This window comes from Shimia haliotis (assembly GCF_900114415.1).
GTDB classification, from domain to species: domain Bacteria; phylum Pseudomonadota; class Alphaproteobacteria; order Rhodobacterales; family Rhodobacteraceae; genus Shimia; species Shimia haliotis.
The window spans coordinates 16,712-31,884 of sequence record NZ_FOSZ01000005.1; the positions used below are offsets into that span (position 1 = coordinate 16,712).

Annotated in this window: 17 protein-coding genes; 5 read left to right on the top strand and 12 right to left on the bottom strand. The window is 58.6% G+C overall.

Annotated features, from left to right (window positions below; genetic code table 11):
- Positions 1 to 128: 128 nt before the first annotated feature.
- From arsB to BM069_RS12615, 3 genes are all read right to left on the bottom strand, one after another.
- Positions 129 to 1,178 (bottom strand): ACR3 family arsenite efflux transporter, encoded by a 1,050-nt coding sequence (gene arsB, locus BM069_RS12605; RefSeq protein WP_093324179.1) that lies wholly within the window; start codon positions 1,176 to 1,178, stop codon positions 129 to 131.
- 2 nt (positions 1,179 to 1,180) lie between these two features.
- A complete protein-coding gene (locus BM069_RS12610) occupies positions 1,181 to 1,522 on the bottom strand; it encodes an ArsR/SmtB family transcription factor (protein WP_093324181.1) in 342 nt (113 codons plus the stop codon).
- Between the two features lie 76 nt (positions 1,523 to 1,598).
- Positions 1,599 to 2,078, bottom strand: coding sequence for an Lrp/AsnC family transcriptional regulator (locus tag BM069_RS12615; protein WP_212611540.1), 480 nt, complete (start codon positions 2,076 to 2,078; stop codon positions 1,599 to 1,601).
- 130 nt (positions 2,079 to 2,208) lie between these two features.
- On the opposite strand from BM069_RS12615, the gene BM069_RS12620 reads away from it, so the two are divergent.
- Positions 2,209 to 3,612, top strand: coding sequence for an aminotransferase class V-fold PLP-dependent enzyme (locus tag BM069_RS12620; protein ID WP_093324184.1), 1,404 nt, complete (start codon positions 2,209 to 2,211; stop codon positions 3,610 to 3,612).
- A gap of 9 nt (positions 3,613 to 3,621) precedes the next feature.
- On the opposite strand, the gene BM069_RS12625 is transcribed toward BM069_RS12620, so the two are convergent.
- Positions 3,622 to 4,041, bottom strand: a complete 420-nt coding sequence (locus BM069_RS12625; protein WP_093324186.1) for a PaaI family thioesterase — start codon at positions 4,039 to 4,041, stop codon at positions 3,622 to 3,624.
- A 213-nt stretch (positions 4,042 to 4,254) separates the two neighbouring features.
- On the opposite strand from BM069_RS12625, the gene BM069_RS12630 reads away from it, so the two are divergent.
- The gene (locus tag BM069_RS12630) at positions 4,255 to 4,692 is read left to right on the top strand and encodes a pseudoazurin (protein ID WP_093324580.1); all 438 of its coding nucleotides are present in this window, start codon (positions 4,255 to 4,257) and stop codon (positions 4,690 to 4,692) included.
- A 135-nt stretch (positions 4,693 to 4,827) separates the two neighbouring features.
- On the opposite strand, the gene BM069_RS12635 is transcribed toward BM069_RS12630, so the two are convergent.
- The 7 genes from BM069_RS12635 to BM069_RS12665 form a co-directional block, all read right to left on the bottom strand.
- Positions 4,828 to 5,160: a PepSY domain-containing protein gene (locus BM069_RS12635; RefSeq protein ID WP_170846744.1), complete on the bottom strand. Its 333-nt coding sequence runs from the start codon at positions 5,158 to 5,160 to the stop codon at positions 4,828 to 4,830.
- Between the two features lie 119 nt (positions 5,161 to 5,279).
- On the bottom strand, positions 5,280 to 6,056 hold the full coding sequence (locus BM069_RS12640) for an SDR family NAD(P)-dependent oxidoreductase (protein WP_093324189.1): 777 nt from the start codon (positions 6,054 to 6,056) through the stop codon (positions 5,280 to 5,282).
- A 1-nt stretch (position 6,057) separates the two neighbouring features.
- On the bottom strand, positions 6,058 to 7,083 hold the full coding sequence (locus BM069_RS12645) for a phosphotransferase family protein (RefSeq protein WP_093324191.1): 1,026 nt from the start codon (positions 7,081 to 7,083) through the stop codon (positions 6,058 to 6,060).
- Between the two features lie 33 nt (positions 7,084 to 7,116).
- On the bottom strand, positions 7,117 to 7,788 hold the full coding sequence (locus BM069_RS12650) for a histidine phosphatase family protein (RefSeq protein WP_244503614.1): 672 nt from the start codon (positions 7,786 to 7,788) through the stop codon (positions 7,117 to 7,119).
- Entirely contained in the window at positions 7,785 to 8,774 is a 990-nt protein-coding gene (locus BM069_RS12655; protein ID WP_093324194.1) for an NAD(P)H-dependent flavin oxidoreductase, read from the bottom strand. The genes BM069_RS12650 and BM069_RS12655 overlap by 4 nt, the downstream gene beginning before the upstream one ends.
- Positions 8,775 to 8,970: 196 nt before the next feature.
- Positions 8,971 to 9,861: an alpha/beta fold hydrolase gene (locus tag BM069_RS12660; RefSeq protein WP_093324195.1), complete on the bottom strand. Its 891-nt coding sequence runs from the start codon at positions 9,859 to 9,861 to the stop codon at positions 8,971 to 8,973.
- The gene (locus BM069_RS12665; RefSeq protein ID WP_093324197.1) at positions 9,861 to 11,486 is read right to left on the bottom strand and encodes a long-chain fatty acid--CoA ligase; all 1,626 of its coding nucleotides are present in this window, start codon (positions 11,484 to 11,486) and stop codon (positions 9,861 to 9,863) included. Before BM069_RS12665 ends, BM069_RS12660 begins: the two co-directional genes overlap by 1 nt.
- Positions 11,487 to 11,719: 233 nt before the next feature.
- Here BM069_RS12665 and BM069_RS12670 point away from each other — a divergent pair, with 233 nt between their 5' ends.
- Positions 11,720 to 12,631 (top strand): pirin family protein, encoded by a 912-nt coding sequence (locus tag BM069_RS12670; protein ID WP_093324198.1) that lies wholly within the window; start codon positions 11,720 to 11,722, stop codon positions 12,629 to 12,631.
- Between the two features lie 140 nt (positions 12,632 to 12,771).
- On the opposite strand, the gene BM069_RS12675 is transcribed toward BM069_RS12670, so the two are convergent.
- Positions 12,772 to 13,359: a TetR/AcrR family transcriptional regulator gene (locus tag BM069_RS12675; RefSeq protein ID WP_093324200.1), complete on the bottom strand. Its 588-nt coding sequence runs from the start codon at positions 13,357 to 13,359 to the stop codon at positions 12,772 to 12,774.
- A 110-nt stretch (positions 13,360 to 13,469) separates the two neighbouring features.
- Between BM069_RS12675 and BM069_RS12680 the strand changes: the two genes are divergently transcribed.
- Positions 13,470 to 13,733 carry a hypothetical protein gene (locus BM069_RS12680; protein ID WP_093324201.1) on the top strand — a complete coding sequence of 88 codons (264 nt, stop codon included), beginning with the start codon at positions 13,470 to 13,472 and terminating at the stop codon, positions 13,731 to 13,733.
- Positions 13,734 to 13,816: 83 nt separating this feature from the next.
- Positions 13,817 to 15,115 carry a homoserine dehydrogenase gene (locus BM069_RS12685; RefSeq protein ID WP_093324203.1) on the top strand — a complete coding sequence of 433 codons (1,299 nt, stop codon included), beginning with the start codon at positions 13,817 to 13,819 and terminating at the stop codon, positions 15,113 to 15,115.
- The last annotated feature ends 58 nt before the right edge of the window (positions 15,116 to 15,173 follow it).

Here is a 15,173-nt window from a genome sequence, read left to right on the forward strand (position 1 = left end):
GCCAAATCCCTCATTTCATCCCCCATAGAATGAATTCCAAAGGGCGGCGACCGACCTCGGGAGGAAGCGAAGCGCCCTCCCTTGGGGGGAGGTCGGGCGCCGCCCGGGCCTGCGGCCCGCGCTAAGGTTTAAGCAAACCAACCCCTTGTGCGGTTTGCAAATGCGACAAGGCTGAGCATCACCGGCACTTCGACCAGCACGCCCACAACGGTGGCCAGCGCAGCACCTGAGCCCAGTCCAAAAAGCGAGATGGCGACGGCGACCGCCAGTTCAAAGAAGTTCGACGTGCCGATCAGAGCACAGGGCGCGGCGACTTCAAAGGGCACTTTCCAGAGCCGCGCGGCCCCATAGGCTATGAAGAAGATACCATAAGTCTGGATCATCAGCGGCACCGCAATCAAAGCAATGTTGAAGGGTTGCTCAAGGATCACCTGTGCCTGAAAGCCAAAGAGCAAAACCACGGTCAGCAAGAGCCCCCCGACCGACGCGGGACGCAGGGTGTTGCGGAAGTTCTCAACCGCCGCCTCACCGCCCTGCCCCATCAAACGCTTGCGGGTCACAAAGCCCGCCACCAGCGGCAGCAGGATATAAAGCAGCACCGACAGGATCAGGGTTTCCCACGGCACGGTGATGTCGGTTACGCCCAGCAAAAAGGCCACAATCGGCGCAAAGGCAAAAACCATGATGATGTCGTTCACGCTGACCTGCACCAGCGTATAATTGGCATCGCCCCGCACCAGATTGGACCAGACAAAAACCATCGCCGTGCAGGGCGCCGCGCCCAGAAGGATCACGCCTGCGAGATATTCGGAGGCGGTTTGCGGGTCGATCCAAGGGGCAAAGATATGTTCAAAGAACAAGACGCCAAGCGCCGCCATGGTGAAGGGTTTGATCAACCAGTTGACGACCACGGTGATGATCAGCCCCTTGGGTTTACGCCCAACATCGGCCAGCGCGCCAAAGTCGATACCAACCATCATCGGATAAACCATCGCCCAGATCAGCACCGCCACCGGCAGGTTGACGGAGGCCACCTCCAGCGATGCCAGAAGGGCGAAAAGGGCGGGAAACAGGCTGCCAAGCAAAAGACCCGTGGCAATGGCAATCGCCACCCACAAGGACAGCAGACGTTCAAAGGTGCCAAGACCAGCTTCGACTTGTATCGCATGATCACTCATAATCAGGTTTCCTTGCTCGCACAGGTGACATTCGCAATCAGCGGCTGACACAGGTCAGGTCGCCCACCGCAACAATCTTCAAGCAAAAAGCCAAGCAGGCCCTGAAGCCCTTCAGTGTTGGCAAAATAGCGGATCGTGCGTCCTTCGCGTTGGTTCTTGACCAGTCCGGCGTTCAACAGCACGGAAAGATTGGCCGACAAAGTATTTTGCTTCACGTTCAGGGTTTCAGCGATGTCTCCGGCCACAAGCCCGCTTTCTCCGGCTTCGATCAGAAGCCGGAACACATCAAGGCGGGTTTCCTGTGACAGGGCGGCAAAGGCCGTCAGGGCGCTTTTCTTTTCCATACTTCATGAATAATGGAACTATTATTGAGTCTGCAAGCGCCTTTTCCTACCTGCCGATGAAAGTTTCATGACAGTTTTAGCGCGCCATGCCGTCAAACACGTCAAGCGGACGGTCTTCCAGCATAGTCTCCATCGCGAAATAGCCGGTCACGGTGTCCAGTTCGAACCCCGTGGTCAGGCGCCGGTAAACCGCGTCATAGCCTGACATTCCGGTGGTCACGATCTTGAGCATATAGTCCCAATCACCGCCAATGCGATGCATTTCAATTACTTGCGGGATGCGAGCCACATGTTTGCGAAATCCTTCGGCCCAATCCATCGAATGGTTGCGGGTGCGCACCATGACAAAGACCGTCAGGTCCAATCCAAGTTGCGCCGCATCTATCGCCATGTGGCTGCCCCTCAAAACGCCGGTCTCCTCCAACCGTTTCAGCCGGCGCCACAGCGCGTTTTGGGACAGGCCCACCTGCTCACCGAGCGCACGTTGGGACAAAGAGGCATCTCGTTGCAGCGCATCCAGTATTCTTCGATCAATTGTGTCAATTTCGCCCTTCATAGTGATCATATGACACAAGAAATCGAAATTTTCCAGATCATTTGGTAAAGCTTACCTCACCAAACGCGCCTACTTTTGATGCACCACTTGGGAACGGTCACGATTGGTGGCCAAATAACTGGGAAGAACGATGTCGATACAGAGCGATGCATTCGAGACTTTTGCTGCCACCTTGAAGGGCGCTGCGCCGTCGCCAAGGAGCGCTCTGTATGATGGGGTTATCGGCTCGGATACCCAGATCGAGGGTCCGTTCGGTCCGCAACGGCTGGTTTATGCAGACTACGTCGCCTCCGGACGGGCCCTCCGCCAAGTGGAAACTTTTGTGATGGAAGAGGTGTTGCCCTACTATGCAAACACCCACACCAAAGCGTCTTTTTGCGGTGCGAAAATGACCGAACTGCGCGAGGGGGCGCGGTCGACGGTTGCGCGGCTTTGCGGCGCCAACAAAGACGACCACGCGGTCATTTTCGCCGGCAGCGGCGCCACTCAGGGCATCAACCAGTTGCTGCACCTCTGGAAGGTTGGACCGGGCGACACGGTTCTGGTCGGCCCATACGAGCATCACTCAAACCTCTTGCCATGGCGCGAGAGCGGCGCGCTTGTGGTCGAGGTGCCCGAAGGTGTCGAGCCTGGGCCGGATCTCTTGGCAATGGAAAGCGAATTGGCCAAATACAGCGCCCGCGGGCGAGTCTTTGTCGCGGTCAGCGCCGCAGCCAATGTTACCGGCGTGACCACAAACGTGGCTGACGTGACGCGCCTCGCCAACAGGGCTGGCGCGCTGGTTCTTTGGGATTATGCGGGCGGCGGGCCCTACCTTGAGATGAACATGCGGCCGGAACCGGAAGTGCAAATCGACGCGATGGTGTTTTCTCCGCACAAATTTGTCGGCGGCCCGGGCGCGAGCGGTGTTCTTGTCGTGCGGCGCAACAGCGTGAGATGCGAAGTACCCTATCGCCCCGGCGGTGGCACCGTTGCCTTTGTGAACGCACAACAGCACGACTATGTGACCTCTCTGGAACAACGCGAAGAAGGCGGCACGCCAAACGTGATCGGCGACATTCGCGCCGCTCTGGCGATGATCGTCAAAGAGGTGATCGGGCAGTCGTTCATGGATCAGCGCAATGCGGAGCTGACCGCCAAAGCCTTTGCCGCTTGGGGAGGTCACAAGCACGTTAAACTTCTGGCCGCGGACCGTCAGGACCGCCTGCCGATCCTGTCGTTTGTTCCGCTCAACGGATCCGGCGCGCGGATTGATCACAACGCCTTCACCACCGCTTTGTCAGAGCGTTATGGCATTCAGGCGCGTGGCGGCTGTTCTTGCGCGGGGCCCTATGTCCATCATCTTCTGGCGATTGCCGACACCGACAGCCTGCGCATTCGCGACAACATCGTATCCGGCGACAGCTCTGAAAAACCGGGGTTTGTGCGGCTGAACCTGAGTGTGCTGATGGATGACGAAACCATCGACTTTATCCTGAATTCGGTCGTAGAACTGGCCGAAAGCTGGGATCGGCTGGACGCCGCAGCAGCCTAAGAAAGTCGGTCAAAGCGTGGTATTCCGGTAGCGGAACGCCCCGCTGCCACGTGCGATGATCTCGCCGGTTTCGTCCGAAATCGTGCCTTCGGCAAAGAAGGTACGCTGGCCACCGCCCGTGCGGTGGCCTTCTGCTATCAGACCCTTGCCCTTTGGGCGGCTGAGGAAGTTGGTGGTGAGCGACAAAGTGAGCGCCAGTTTCTTATGCTCCGGCGTGCCGGTGTAGCAGCCCGCAAATCCCATGACGGTGTCCAGAAGTGTCGCATAGATACCGCCGTGCGGTATGCCCGCGCGGTTCATCAGATGTGGCGCGATGGGCAGCTCCAGCCGTGCATAATCGGTGTCCCAATGAGTGAGCTGAAAGCCGAGGTGCTTTTGCAGCTCGTAGGGGGCCTCGTCCAGCGCGGGGTCAAGAGGGGCATAAAGCATGGTCAATTCGATCTCCCGTGGGGCACAGGCAAAGCTGCGCGAAAGTTCTTCTCAGTCAGTGACATGCATAGCCGCATTGCGCCAACCGAAACTTGTCAAAATTGTATACCGCCAACCTGTTTCCTTTCCAGCCGCAGGACGCCATGTCACTTGGGCACGACAGCGTGACACACAGTCCTTTGCCGATACATCCACAACCAGATGAGTGAATTCATGCGTACCCTTCCCCGCATCAGCCTTTGCCTCCTTCTTTTGACATCGCCCAGCCTTGCAGCAGCCGAACTGCACGAAGTCCGGATGCTCAACAAATCCGCGTCCGGACCGATGAGCTATGAGCCGGGATACCTAAAAATAGCCGCTGGTGACTCGGTACGATTTGTTGCCACTGACAAAAGCCACAACGTCGAGACAATTGCGAAAATGCTGCCCGAAGGGGCGACGCCGTTCAAAGGTGATCTGAATGAGGAAATTGAAGTGACCTTTGACGTTGAAGGGATCTATGGGCTCAAATGCGCGCCGCACTATGCGATGGGCATGGTGATGATCGTCCAAGTCGGCGACGCACCCGCAACATTGGAAGATTTGCCCGCAAAATTGCCCAGCCGCACCAGGAAACGCCTGATCGGCTACGTCCAAGCACAGGCCGAATAAGCCGCGTGAGAAACTATGAGGGCGGCATTGATCGTGCCGCCTTTTTTGCCGCCCAATTGCCGCTTGTCGCCCAAACAAAAAGCAGTCCGGCTGTGCGGGCTGCATTGATGGATCAGGAAAAGACTTCCATTCGGATCAGCTGTCAGGATCGTTCTCGTTGACCATGTCATCGTTGATATCGTCATCGGTCCAAGTGGCGAGGATTTCACCGGTCTGTGCGTCCAGCAGAAATTCGACTTCTTCACCAGCGTCATTGAGAACTTCGATGTCGATCACAACGTCTTCGGCTTCACGTTCCAGGCCGATTTCAACAATCTGACCCGGCGCGTGATCGAGCGCGATTGCGATGGCCTGATCAAAGGTCAAAGGCGAAGAAAGCGGCGGCAAAGCGTCGGTCTCGGCCACGGCCTGTACAGCAAAAAGGGTGCCGGCAACGGCGACAATAGAGGTGAAAGCAGCGATTTTCATGGGCGGTATCCTTGAGAGGTTGCGTTGGGTTACGCCCATGATCTGGAGGTGTCTGACGCCTGTTTCAACAGCAAATACATTACCTTACGGAATTTTAAGACTGTTGAAAGCCAGCCCTGTCAGACCGCGCTCAACCCGCCATCAATGGCAATCGCCTGACCGGTCATAAAGCTGTTCTCCGGCGCGTTGATCCAGAGCATCGCCTGCACCACTTCCTCAGGCTTGCTAACCCGACCCATCGGCACACGGCTGGCGATGTGGGAATAAGCATCTTCACGCGACAACCCGGAGCGGTCGCCTACGATGTCGGCCATTTCCTCAACCATCGGTGTGGCCGAGAACGACGGACACAGCGCGTTGACGCGAATGCCGCGTTTGGCGTTTTCATCCGCCACGGCCTTGGTCATGCCGACAACCGCGTGTTTGGCAGCAGCATAGAGCGACAGGTGCCCCGCCCCCATCAGACCAGCGGCCGAGGCGGTGTTCAGGATCGCCCCCTGCCCGTGCTCCTGCATCAAGGGGATCTGATACTTCATGCACAGGAACACACCCTTGGCGTTCACATCCATCATCAGGTCGAAATCTTCGGTCGTCAGGTAATGCATCGGGCGCACATCGTGGCCGATGCCGGCGTTATTGATGCCCACGTGGATGGTGCCAAAGGCCGCCGCGATGTTGTCGACATGCGCCTTGACCTGCGCCTCGTCCGCGACGTTGACCACATCGGCCACAACCTCAAAACCCTGCGCGCGCAGCTCTTCGGCCACCTCGTTCAGCTTTTCGCCATTCACATCCGATAGACCTAGCTTCGCGCCTTCGTCTGCAAACCGTTGTGCTGCCATCGCGCCAAAGCCGCTGGCGGCACCGGTGATCATAACCACCTTATCTTGATACATTTTATCCACGTTTTGCGGCCTCCAGACCCGCCATTGCAAACATCGGCACAAAACCTCCCAGACGTTTTGCCCTTTCCGGATCGGACGCATTGCCGTCCAGCGCACGCTTCTTCACACCCTGAATGATCCCCGCCATGCGGAAGAAACAGAAGGCGAGATAGAAGCCGAATTTCTCGATCCCCGGCAGGCCCATGCGCTTGCAATAGGCCGCCACAAATTCCTCATCCGTCGGCAGGCCAAGAGCGGCACGATCCACGCCCGCCAGCCCGCGACCTTCGTTGCCCGGAGGCATTTGCCACTGCATGATCACAGCGGCCAGATCGGCGTAGGGATGGCCGATGGTCGACAGTTCCCAATCCAGCACCGCAACCACTTCGGGTCGGCCTTTCGCAAAGAGCATGTTGTCGATGCGGTAATCGCCATGCACCAAGGTGCGCTTGCCGTCGTCCGCGGGAATGTTGGCGTTCAGCCACTCCGCCAGCTCATCCATCTGCGGCACGCTTTCGGTTTCGGACGCGCGGTATTGCTTGGTCCAACGGCCGACCTGACGCTCGAAGTAATTGCCCTCGGGGCCGTAGTCCGACAGGCCCACAGCGTTGATGTCCACCGAATGGATCGCCGCCAGAACGCGGTTCATGTCGCCAATCACAGCGGCGCGTTCGTCGTTGGTCAGGTCTTTGAGGCGCGGATCGTCGAAATTGCGGCCATCGACAAAATCCATGACATAGAAATCGGAGCCGATGACATCCGCATCCTGACACAGCACATGCATCTTAGAGACTGGCACGTCGCTACCTGCCAGCGCCTTTTGCACGCGGAACTCGCGGTCCACGGCGTGTGCGGATTTCAACAGAACTCCGGGCGGCTTACGGCGCAGGACGTATTGCCCCGAGGGGGCATCCAGTCGGAAGGTCGGGTTGGATTGCCCGACGTTGAATTTCGTCGCCTCCGAGGGGCCTTGATACCCTTCAAGGTTGTCGGAAAGCCAGCGGTCTACTGCGGCTGTGTCCAAGATTGTCGCGTCCATTTTGTCCTCCCGAGGTCGCCTGCAGCCTTAGTCTTAGCTGTATGTCAGCATCTCGTCTTCGTTGTTTGCATCGATGTGTGGCGTCTCGTTAAAGCCGTTGAGCCAAGTCTGCCCCTTGGCCATCACAAATCGTGCCACAGCGCAGTTTTTCACCTGCAATTGCAACAGGATCATCTGGTCCGCAGGCGCGCCAACCACATCCGCCACCGTACGCCCGATGGCGCCGCCGCTGCTGACGGCGATCGGGGTTTTGGCGCCTGAGGCTGCAATGATCTCACGCGCTTCACGCACGCGATGGGTAAAGGCAGCAAAGGTTTCCGGTGGGTTGGCGATCTCGCCGTTTTGCCACTCCAGAACCGTATCACGCAGGATGCGGAAGTGGGTTTTACGATCATCATGCAGGCCTGCGGGCTTGTCATCACGATCCGCATACCGCGCTTCCAGCAACCCGCCGAAATCAAACTCGTTCCAGCCTGGGACAACCACCGGCTCTATGCCGGTCTTAAGGGCACTTTCGATGCCCTCCCAAGTTTGTCGATGCCGTTTCTGTGCCCCGATGAACACGGCATCCGGCGTCACACCTTGCTTCTTTAAAGCCGCGCCCAGCGCCTGCGACTGGCGATGACCGAGGTCCGACAGGTTGTCGTAGTCGGCCGCGCCAAAACTCGCCTGTGCATGACGCACAAGATGCAACATCTGGCTCATTTCATGCGGCCCTGAAGGCGCTCCCACGCCGCAATGTATTCGCGCTCAATACGGTTCACCAACTCGGCAGTCGGCAAGACATCCTTAACCGCGCCAATGCCCTGACCGGACCCCCAGATGGTTTTCCACGCTTTGGGTTTTTCACGGTCATCGCCAAAATCCATGGTCTTGACGTCACCTTCCGGCAAATTGTCCGGATCCATGCCGGCATTGGAAATAGAGCCTTTGAGGTAGTTGCCGGATACGCCGGTAAAGAGCGACGAATAGACAATGTCGTCCGCGCCGCTGTCGACGATCATGTCTTTATAGCCCTGCACCGCGTTGGCCTCTTCGGTGGCAATAAACGGCGTGCCGATATAGCCGAGGTCCGCGCCCATGGCCTGTGCGGCAAGCAAAGACGCCCCAGTGCCGATCGAGCCCGACAGCAGCAGTGGTCCGTCGAACCACTCGCGGATTTCAGAAATCAAGGCCAGCGGGCTTTGCGGGCCGGCGTGGCCTCCGGCGCCTGCGGCGACCGCGATCAGACCATCCGCGCCTTTCTCGATCGCCTTCTTGGCAAACTTGTTGTTGATGATGTCGTGCAGCGCGATACCGCCGCAGTCATGTGCGGCGTCGTTGACTTCAACGCGTGCCCCCAGCGAGGTGATCCAGATCGGCACTTTGTGTTTGTGGCAAAGCTCGATGTCACGCTCCAGCCGCGTGTTGGACCGGTGCACAATCTGATTCACCGCAAAAGGCGCCGCCGGAGTGTCTGGATTTTCCTGATTGTGACGGTCGAGTTCTTCGCGGATTTCCGTCAGCCACGTATCCAGCAAGGGATGCTCGCCCTCGCCTTCGCGCGCGTTCAGCGCCGGAAAGCTGCCAATGATGCCTGCTTTACATTGGGCAATCACCAACGCGGGGACCGAAATAATAAACAAAGGCGAGGCAACTGCGGGGATACGCAGTCCTTGCAGGGCCTTGGGCAGATGGCTGTCACCAGACATGGGAAACTCCTGTTGTTGGTTGGCAGGATAAGGCCGTTTGTTACGGCCTCAAGCAAGCGTGTTGGAAAAGAACTTAACGTCACATGACGCGGTGTCGGTTTTTTCACGCCTTGAAACGTGTTGAGGGCTGCGGAGGGTCTCCCCTGTGGCCACAAAACCGCCCCTTGAGCGGTCGGGGTGATTGCCCCCCGCAAGGTCAGTGTTGCGCCAAAAATCGGTGGATGCGATCGGCGACATCGGCGGGACGCTGGTGCAGGATCCAATGATCGGCGTCGGCGACTTCTTCAATGGTGAGGGTGTCACAATACTCCTGCAGGCCTTCATAGCTCTCGGGCAGAAGTGCGGTGTCGTTCATCCCCCAGATCAACAGGTGCGGCATGCGCACACGCAGGGCATCAGTTGGCAAGTCAGGCAACTCTTCAGGCGGGATCGGCGAACCGGGATCGGCGAGCTTGAGCGGCGAGGCGCGGTACCAGTTCAACATTGCGCGCACCCCTTCCACATTGCCCCAAGCCGCACGGTAAGCCGCGCGCCGAGCAGGTGTCATCCACCCCATATCCATGTGTTTGTTGAAGATATCAAAGATTGCGGCGTGATCATTGGCGACCAAATCATGTTCTTTGCCCTCACGGCGCAGATCCGCGATGTATTGGCTGGCGACGCTCTGCGCCCCGCCCGCGGCCATGGCACGTTGGAAAGGGCCAGGATGCACGCCGTTGGCGATGATCAAATGCGAGACCAAGTCCGGATTGCGAAACGCCAGCCCATAGGCGACGGCGGACCCCCAATCGTGGCCGACCACCACGGCGGGCGCGTCCGGACTGTAGTGAGAGATCACGGCGGTGGCGTCAGACAGCAGCGCTGGCAGCACATAGTCTTTGATGTCCTGCGGCTTCCAGCTTGCGCCAAAGCCACGCTGGTCTGGTGCGACGCAGAGGAAATCCTGCGCCAGATGCGGCATCAGCTCCTCAAAAGCGCCTGAGTATTCAGGGAAACCATGCAGGAACAGCATCATGGGCTTTCCTGCCTCTCCGGCCACCAGCATATTGAACCGCTGGCCGGAGATCTTCAGTGTTTCGTTGCGCATCACCGCTGATCGGGCAGCACGTAATCGGAAAACTGTTTGCGCAGGTTCAGCTTGGACACTTTGCCCGTGGCCGTCATCGGCAGCTCGTCAACAAACACCACGTCATCGGGCAACTGCCATGTGGCGAAGTGTTCTTTGAGCATATCCATCAGCTCGCCAACCTCAGGTTTGCCTTCCGGCGAGGGCACCACGATCATCAGCGGGCGTTCGTCCCACTTCGGATGCGGCACGGCAATCACCGCGCAATTGGCCACCTTGGGATGCCCCATGACCGAGTTTTCCAGATCAAGCGAAGAAATCCACTCGCCGCCGGACTTGATCAGGTCTTTGGCGCGGTCGGTGATCGTCAGATAGCCATTTTCATCAATGGTCGCCACGTCACCCGTACCAAACCATCCTTCAGAGTCAAAGGCCGTCGCATTGGCTTCATCGTTGTTGAAATAGCCCGCTGTGATGGCATTGCCACGGACAAAAAGCTCGCCGGCTTCTTTGCCATCATGGGCGAGGCGCTTGCCGTCTTCATCCACGATCTTGAGGTCCACACCGAACACACGGCGGCCCTGCTTGGACTTGATTGCCACCCGTTCGCTCAGAACGTGATGTTCCAGATGCACCGGCAGGTTGCCCTGCGTGCCGATCGGGCTCATTTCCGTCATGCCCCATGCGTGACAGACATTGACGCCATCTTCCTCAAAGAAAGCAATCATGCTGGCAGGCGCGGCAGAGCCACCCACGACCATGTCACCCAGCCCCTCGGGCATGCGGCCCTGTTTGTGAATTTCACCCTGAAGCCCGAGCCAAACGGTCGGCACACCCCACGCGGAATAGACCTTCTCATTGTCCATCAGGCGGAACAGGCTTTCGCCATCCAGCGCCCCACCAGGGAAGATCAGCGACGCACCGGTCAGCGGCGCGGCATAAGGCAGGCCCCATGCGTTGACGTGGAAGAGCGGCACAACCGGCAGAATACGTTTGCCCGGCTGCAACGCTTTGGGCAGCGACAACGCCACCATCATCGCGTGAAGCACTGTGGATCGATGGGTATAAAGCGTGCCCTTCGGATTGCCCGTAGTGCCCGAGGTATAACAAAGCCCTGCCGCGGTATCTTCGGGGAAATCAGGCCAGTCAAAATACTCCGGCTGACCCTCTAGCAACTCTTCGTAGCACAGGTAGTCACCCTCGGGCATATGGGCGCGATCGGTCATCACAACCACCTTGAGACCCGAAGGCCATTGGCCCCGCAGCGCGTCCACAAGCGGCACAAAGGTCGTGTCGACGAACAGCATCGTGTCCTCGGCGTGGTTCACGATGTAGCTCATCTGTTCCGCCGACAGACGCGGGTTGATGGTATGACAGACGCCGCCCGCGCCGGAAATGGCGTAATACAGCTCCAGATGGCGATAGCCGTTCCAAGCCAGCGTCGCGATGCGATCGCCGGTTTGCAGGCCTTGTGCCTTGAGTGCATGGGCCAGTTTGGCCACGCGCAGGGCCGTGTCCGCATATGTCTGGCGATGGATGTCGCCTTCGGTGCGGACCGAAACGACCTCGCCCGACGGGTGAATTTCTGCCGCGTAGGAAAGAATGTCCGAAATCTTGAGCGGACGCATCATCATGGAGCCTTGCATCACTGGCCCTCCCTGCCAAAGTGAATCGAGTGGCGTGCAGGTTATGCGGGCGGGCGCAAAAAGCAAAAGCACAAATGGGTCATGCCGCAGCGTCGCGAGCCTTGTCGCTGGCCACCGGTCCCCACTGGCGACTGTGCTTTGATGCACAGTAATCGTGACCCCGCGCGAATTGCGCACAGTCTGGCTGTGACTTAGCTATGAAAAGAGCGAACAGTTCTTCGGAAGGAGACCCCATGTCTATCAGACCTGTTTTGGAAACCCGCAAAGCCGTCCCCGCCACTGAGGGCGCCGGCGTTCAATTGCACCGCGCGTTTGGATTTCGTGATCCGGAGGAACTGGATCCGTTTTTGATGATGGATCATTTCCGCAACGACGATCCCCGCATGTATGAGGCCGGATTTCCGTGGCACCCGCACCGTGGGATCGAGACAATCACCTATGTGATAGAGGGTGCGGTGGAGCATCAGGACAGCCTTGGCAACACTGGCAACCTGAAATCCGGTGATGTGCAATGGATGACCGCCGGACGTGGTATTCTGCATCAGGAAATGCCTACCGCCGATGCCAACGGCATGAACCACGGCTTTCAGCTTTGGGCCAACCTGCCGCGTGACCTGAAAATGACCGATCCGCGCTATCAGGACGTGGAAGCCAAGGAAATTCCGGAGATCATCGAAGATGACGGCACCCGTGTGCGCGTGATCATCGGCAATTTCTGGGGGCGGAGCGGACCGGTTGACGGCATTGCTGCTGACCCGATGTTTCTTGATGTCACGGTACCGGCTGGAGTGAAAAAGACCTTTCCCGTCGACACCCGCCGCCGCGCGTTTGCCTATGTGTTTGAGGGCGCAGGTGCCTTTGCGGACGCGAGCCAGCCGACTGGAATTCTTTTGGAAAAAGAAGTCGCTGGCCACGAGGTGAATATCCGCGACCTAAGCGGGGATCGTACGCTTGTGCGCTTTGGCAACGGCGACGAAGTCACCGTGCAGGCCGGTGAGGAAGGGGTGCGGTTTTTGCTGATCTCCGGCCAGCCGATTCAAGAACCTGTCGCTTGGCACGGACCGATTGTGATGAACACGCAGGCTGAGCTGCAACAGGCCTTTGCAGACCTGCGCAATGGCACGTTTATCAAGCCGGCGCACTAACCCAACTTGCGGCTGGGAGCTTTGCCCCAGCCGCAGCAAGATGCATTCTCCCTACAGAATAATTCGCTCGCACTGAAGGATCGGACCTTCCGCACCGGACCGCGTGGACGAAAATGCGGCAAGACAATTCCGCTCTCAAATCACGCTCCGACGGATTTGCGCACCATGTCCCAATAAATCTGTTCAACTTCTTCCAGCGACAGACGGCCCCCTTCGCGGAACCAAGTGTTCACGCCGGTCAACATCGCTATCACCGCCATTGTCGCGAGCTTCGGGTCCGCGACATGGAACACGCCTTCAGCCATCCCCGCCCGCAGGATCACCTCGAGTTGATCCTCATAGGTCCGGCGCAGCCCTTCAATGCGGGCGAAATTGTCTTCGCTCAGGTTGCGCAGCTCCATATAGGCGATAAAGACCTCTTCGGGGCGTTCCGAGTGAAAGCGGATGTGGAACCGTGTGAATGTCTCAAGCGCTTGCAACGGCGTCGCGTCGTCCGGCAAATCGGCGCGGGAGGCCAGCAATTCGCCCATATGCGTGTTCATCAGGTCAAACAACAAACTCTGCTTGTCCGGCGTGTAATTATACAACGCGCCGGCTTGCACCCCCACTTCGCGCGCGATCTGGCGCATCGAAACCGCAGCAAACCCGTGTTGCGCGAACAGCTTAAGAGCCGCCGTGCGAACGCGGGGGCCGGTGATGTCAGAATGAGAACCTTGGGTACGTGCCATAAAAAGACAAATAACTGAACAAGCGTTCTTATAAAACCCCTTCCGAGGTCGCGCGCACCGGCTTTCGCTCTATTGCCGCAAGACTGTGCATCGGTCATAAAGAGGCCAAAGTGATCACACAGGCTGCACAGATGGTTTCCCTCACCCGCTCCGCTATTTTGGGCGCTACCGCTTTGGCTTTGACCGCCTGCGGGCAGTTTCCCGAGGTGGTCGGCGAGGTCGATGACAATCTGACCCGCGCCGCGTATCCCAAAATTTTGCCCAACACAGAGGCGCTTGTCGCGGAAACTCCGCGTCTGCATTCCGGCAGCGACGAAGCGCTGGAAGCCCGCGAACGCCGCTTACGCAAGCGTGCAGAGGCTTTGCAGAAGTAAGTCGGCAGCTTGCGTTGCACGACCGTCACGAACCCGCTAAAGGGCAAGGACGTATTAACTACCGATTTCAGGAGACACCGCTGATGACCACTTCCCCGCTCCCGCCATTGCGACTTGGGATTGCAGGGCTTGGCACCGTTGGTGTCGGCGTTGTGAAAATCGTGCGCCAGAAAGCGGCGCTTCTGTCCGCCCGCACCGGTCGCGCCATAGAAATCACGGCCGTTTCGGCCCGTTCCCGCGACAAGGATCGCGGCGTGACCCTGTCCGGCTATGCTTGGGAAGACGATCCTGTGGCGCTGGCCAAACGCGACGACGTGGATGTGTTTGTCGAGCTGATGGGCGGCGAAGACGGCCCAGCGAAAGACGCCATTGAGGCCGCAATCGCCCTTGGCAAAGATGTGGTCACCGCCAACAAGGCGCTTTTAGCGCATCACGGTCAAGCGCTGGCCGAAGCCGCGGAAGCCAAAGATGCGGTGATCCGCTTTGAGGCCGCTGTTGCTGGCGGTATTCCGGTGATCAAATCCCTGACAGAAGGACTGGCGGGCAACGAAATCACCCGTGTGATGGGCGTGATGAACGGCACCTGCAACTACATTTTGACACGGATGCAAGACGCCGGCCTGCCCTATGAAGAGGTTTTTGCCGAAGCAGACGCACTTGGCTATCTCGAAGCTGACCCCAACCTTGACGTGGGCGGCATCGACGCGGGCCACAAATTGTCGCTGTTGTCGTCCATCGCCTTTGGCACGCAAGTCGATTTCGACGGCGTGGCGCTTGAAGGCATTCAGCGCATTTCCATCGAGGACATCCATCAGGCGGCGGAACTTGGCTATAAAATCAAGCTCTTGGGAGTGACCCAACTGACCGGCCGCGGCCTTGAGCAGCGCATGTCGCCCTGTCTCGTGCCCGCCGATAGCCCGCTTGGTCAACTCAAGGGCGGCACCAACATGGTGGTGATCGAAGGGGACGCGGTTGAGCAGGTCGTTCTGCGTGGCCCTGGTGCTGGAGAAGGCCCGACCGCCAGCGCGGTGATGGGCGACGTTTGCGATATTGCGCGCGGGATCCGTGTCGCGACTTTCGGTGTCCCCGCAACGCAACTGAGCAAAGCCAGTAGCGCGCAGTCCAACTCGCCGGCCCCCTTCTATTTACGCCTTGCGTTGGAAGACAAACCCGGCGCCATGGCGAAGATCGCCACAGCATTGGGCGACAATGGCATCAGCATCGACCGCATGCGCCAGACCCGCCACGACGACGCCCACGCACCGGTTCTGATCGTGACGCACAAAACCCAGCGCAACGCGCTTGATCAGGCCATCGAGGCCATGCGCGCCAGCGGTGTTATGGCGTCCGATCCGGTCGCGCTCCGCATCGAAACAGTATGAATGACAGGGCTTACAAGCCCTTGAGGCTTGTGAGCTTTCCCCGCCTGCGGTATTGCAT

Coding starts and splice junctions, on each gene's coding strand:
- BM069_RS12615 (WP_212611540.1), bottom strand. CDS start 2,078: ATGAAGGGCGAAATTGACACAATTGATCGAAGAATACTGGATGCGCTG.
- BM069_RS12620 (WP_093324184.1), top strand. CDS start 2,209: ATGTCGATACAGAGCGATGCATTCGAGACTTTTGCTGCCACCTTGAAG.
- BM069_RS12655 (WP_093324194.1), bottom strand. CDS start 8,774: ATGTCTGGTGACAGCCATCTGCCCAAGGCCCTGCAAGGACTGCGTATC.
- BM069_RS12640 (WP_093324189.1), bottom strand. CDS start 6,056: ATGTATCAAGATAAGGTGGTTATGATCACCGGTGCCGCCAGCGGCTTT.
- BM069_RS12610 (WP_093324181.1), bottom strand. CDS start 1,522: ATGGAAAAGAAAAGCGCCCTGACGGCCTTTGCCGCCCTGTCACAGGAA.
- BM069_RS12675 (WP_093324200.1), bottom strand. CDS start 13,359: ATGGCACGTACCCAAGGTTCTCATTCTGACATCACCGGCCCCCGCGTT.
- BM069_RS12630 (WP_093324580.1), top strand. CDS start 4,255: ATGCGTACCCTTCCCCGCATCAGCCTTTGCCTCCTTCTTTTGACATCG.
- BM069_RS12685 (WP_093324203.1), top strand. CDS start 13,817: ATGACCACTTCCCCGCTCCCGCCATTGCGACTTGGGATTGCAGGGCTT.
- BM069_RS12635 (WP_170846744.1), bottom strand. CDS start 5,160: ATGAAAATCGCTGCTTTCACCTCTATTGTCGCCGTTGCCGGCACCCTT.
- arsB (WP_093324179.1), bottom strand. CDS start 1,178: ATGAGTGATCATGCGATACAAGTCGAAGCTGGTCTTGGCACCTTTGAA.
- BM069_RS12645 (WP_093324191.1), bottom strand. CDS start 7,083: ATGGACGCGACAATCTTGGACACAGCCGCAGTAGACCGCTGGCTTTCC.
- BM069_RS12660 (WP_093324195.1), bottom strand. CDS start 9,861: ATGCGCAACGAAACACTGAAGATCTCCGGCCAGCGGTTCAATATGCTG.
- BM069_RS12670 (WP_093324198.1), top strand. CDS start 11,720: ATGTCTATCAGACCTGTTTTGGAAACCCGCAAAGCCGTCCCCGCCACT.
- BM069_RS12650 (WP_244503614.1), bottom strand. CDS start 7,788: ATGAGCCAGATGTTGCATCTTGTGCGTCATGCACAGGCGAGTTTTGGC.
- BM069_RS12625 (WP_093324186.1), bottom strand. CDS start 4,041: ATGCTTTATGCCCCTCTTGACCCCGCGCTGGACGAGGCCCCCTACGAG.
- BM069_RS12665 (WP_093324197.1), bottom strand. CDS start 11,486: ATGCAAGGCTCCATGATGATGCGTCCGCTCAAGATTTCGGACATTCTT.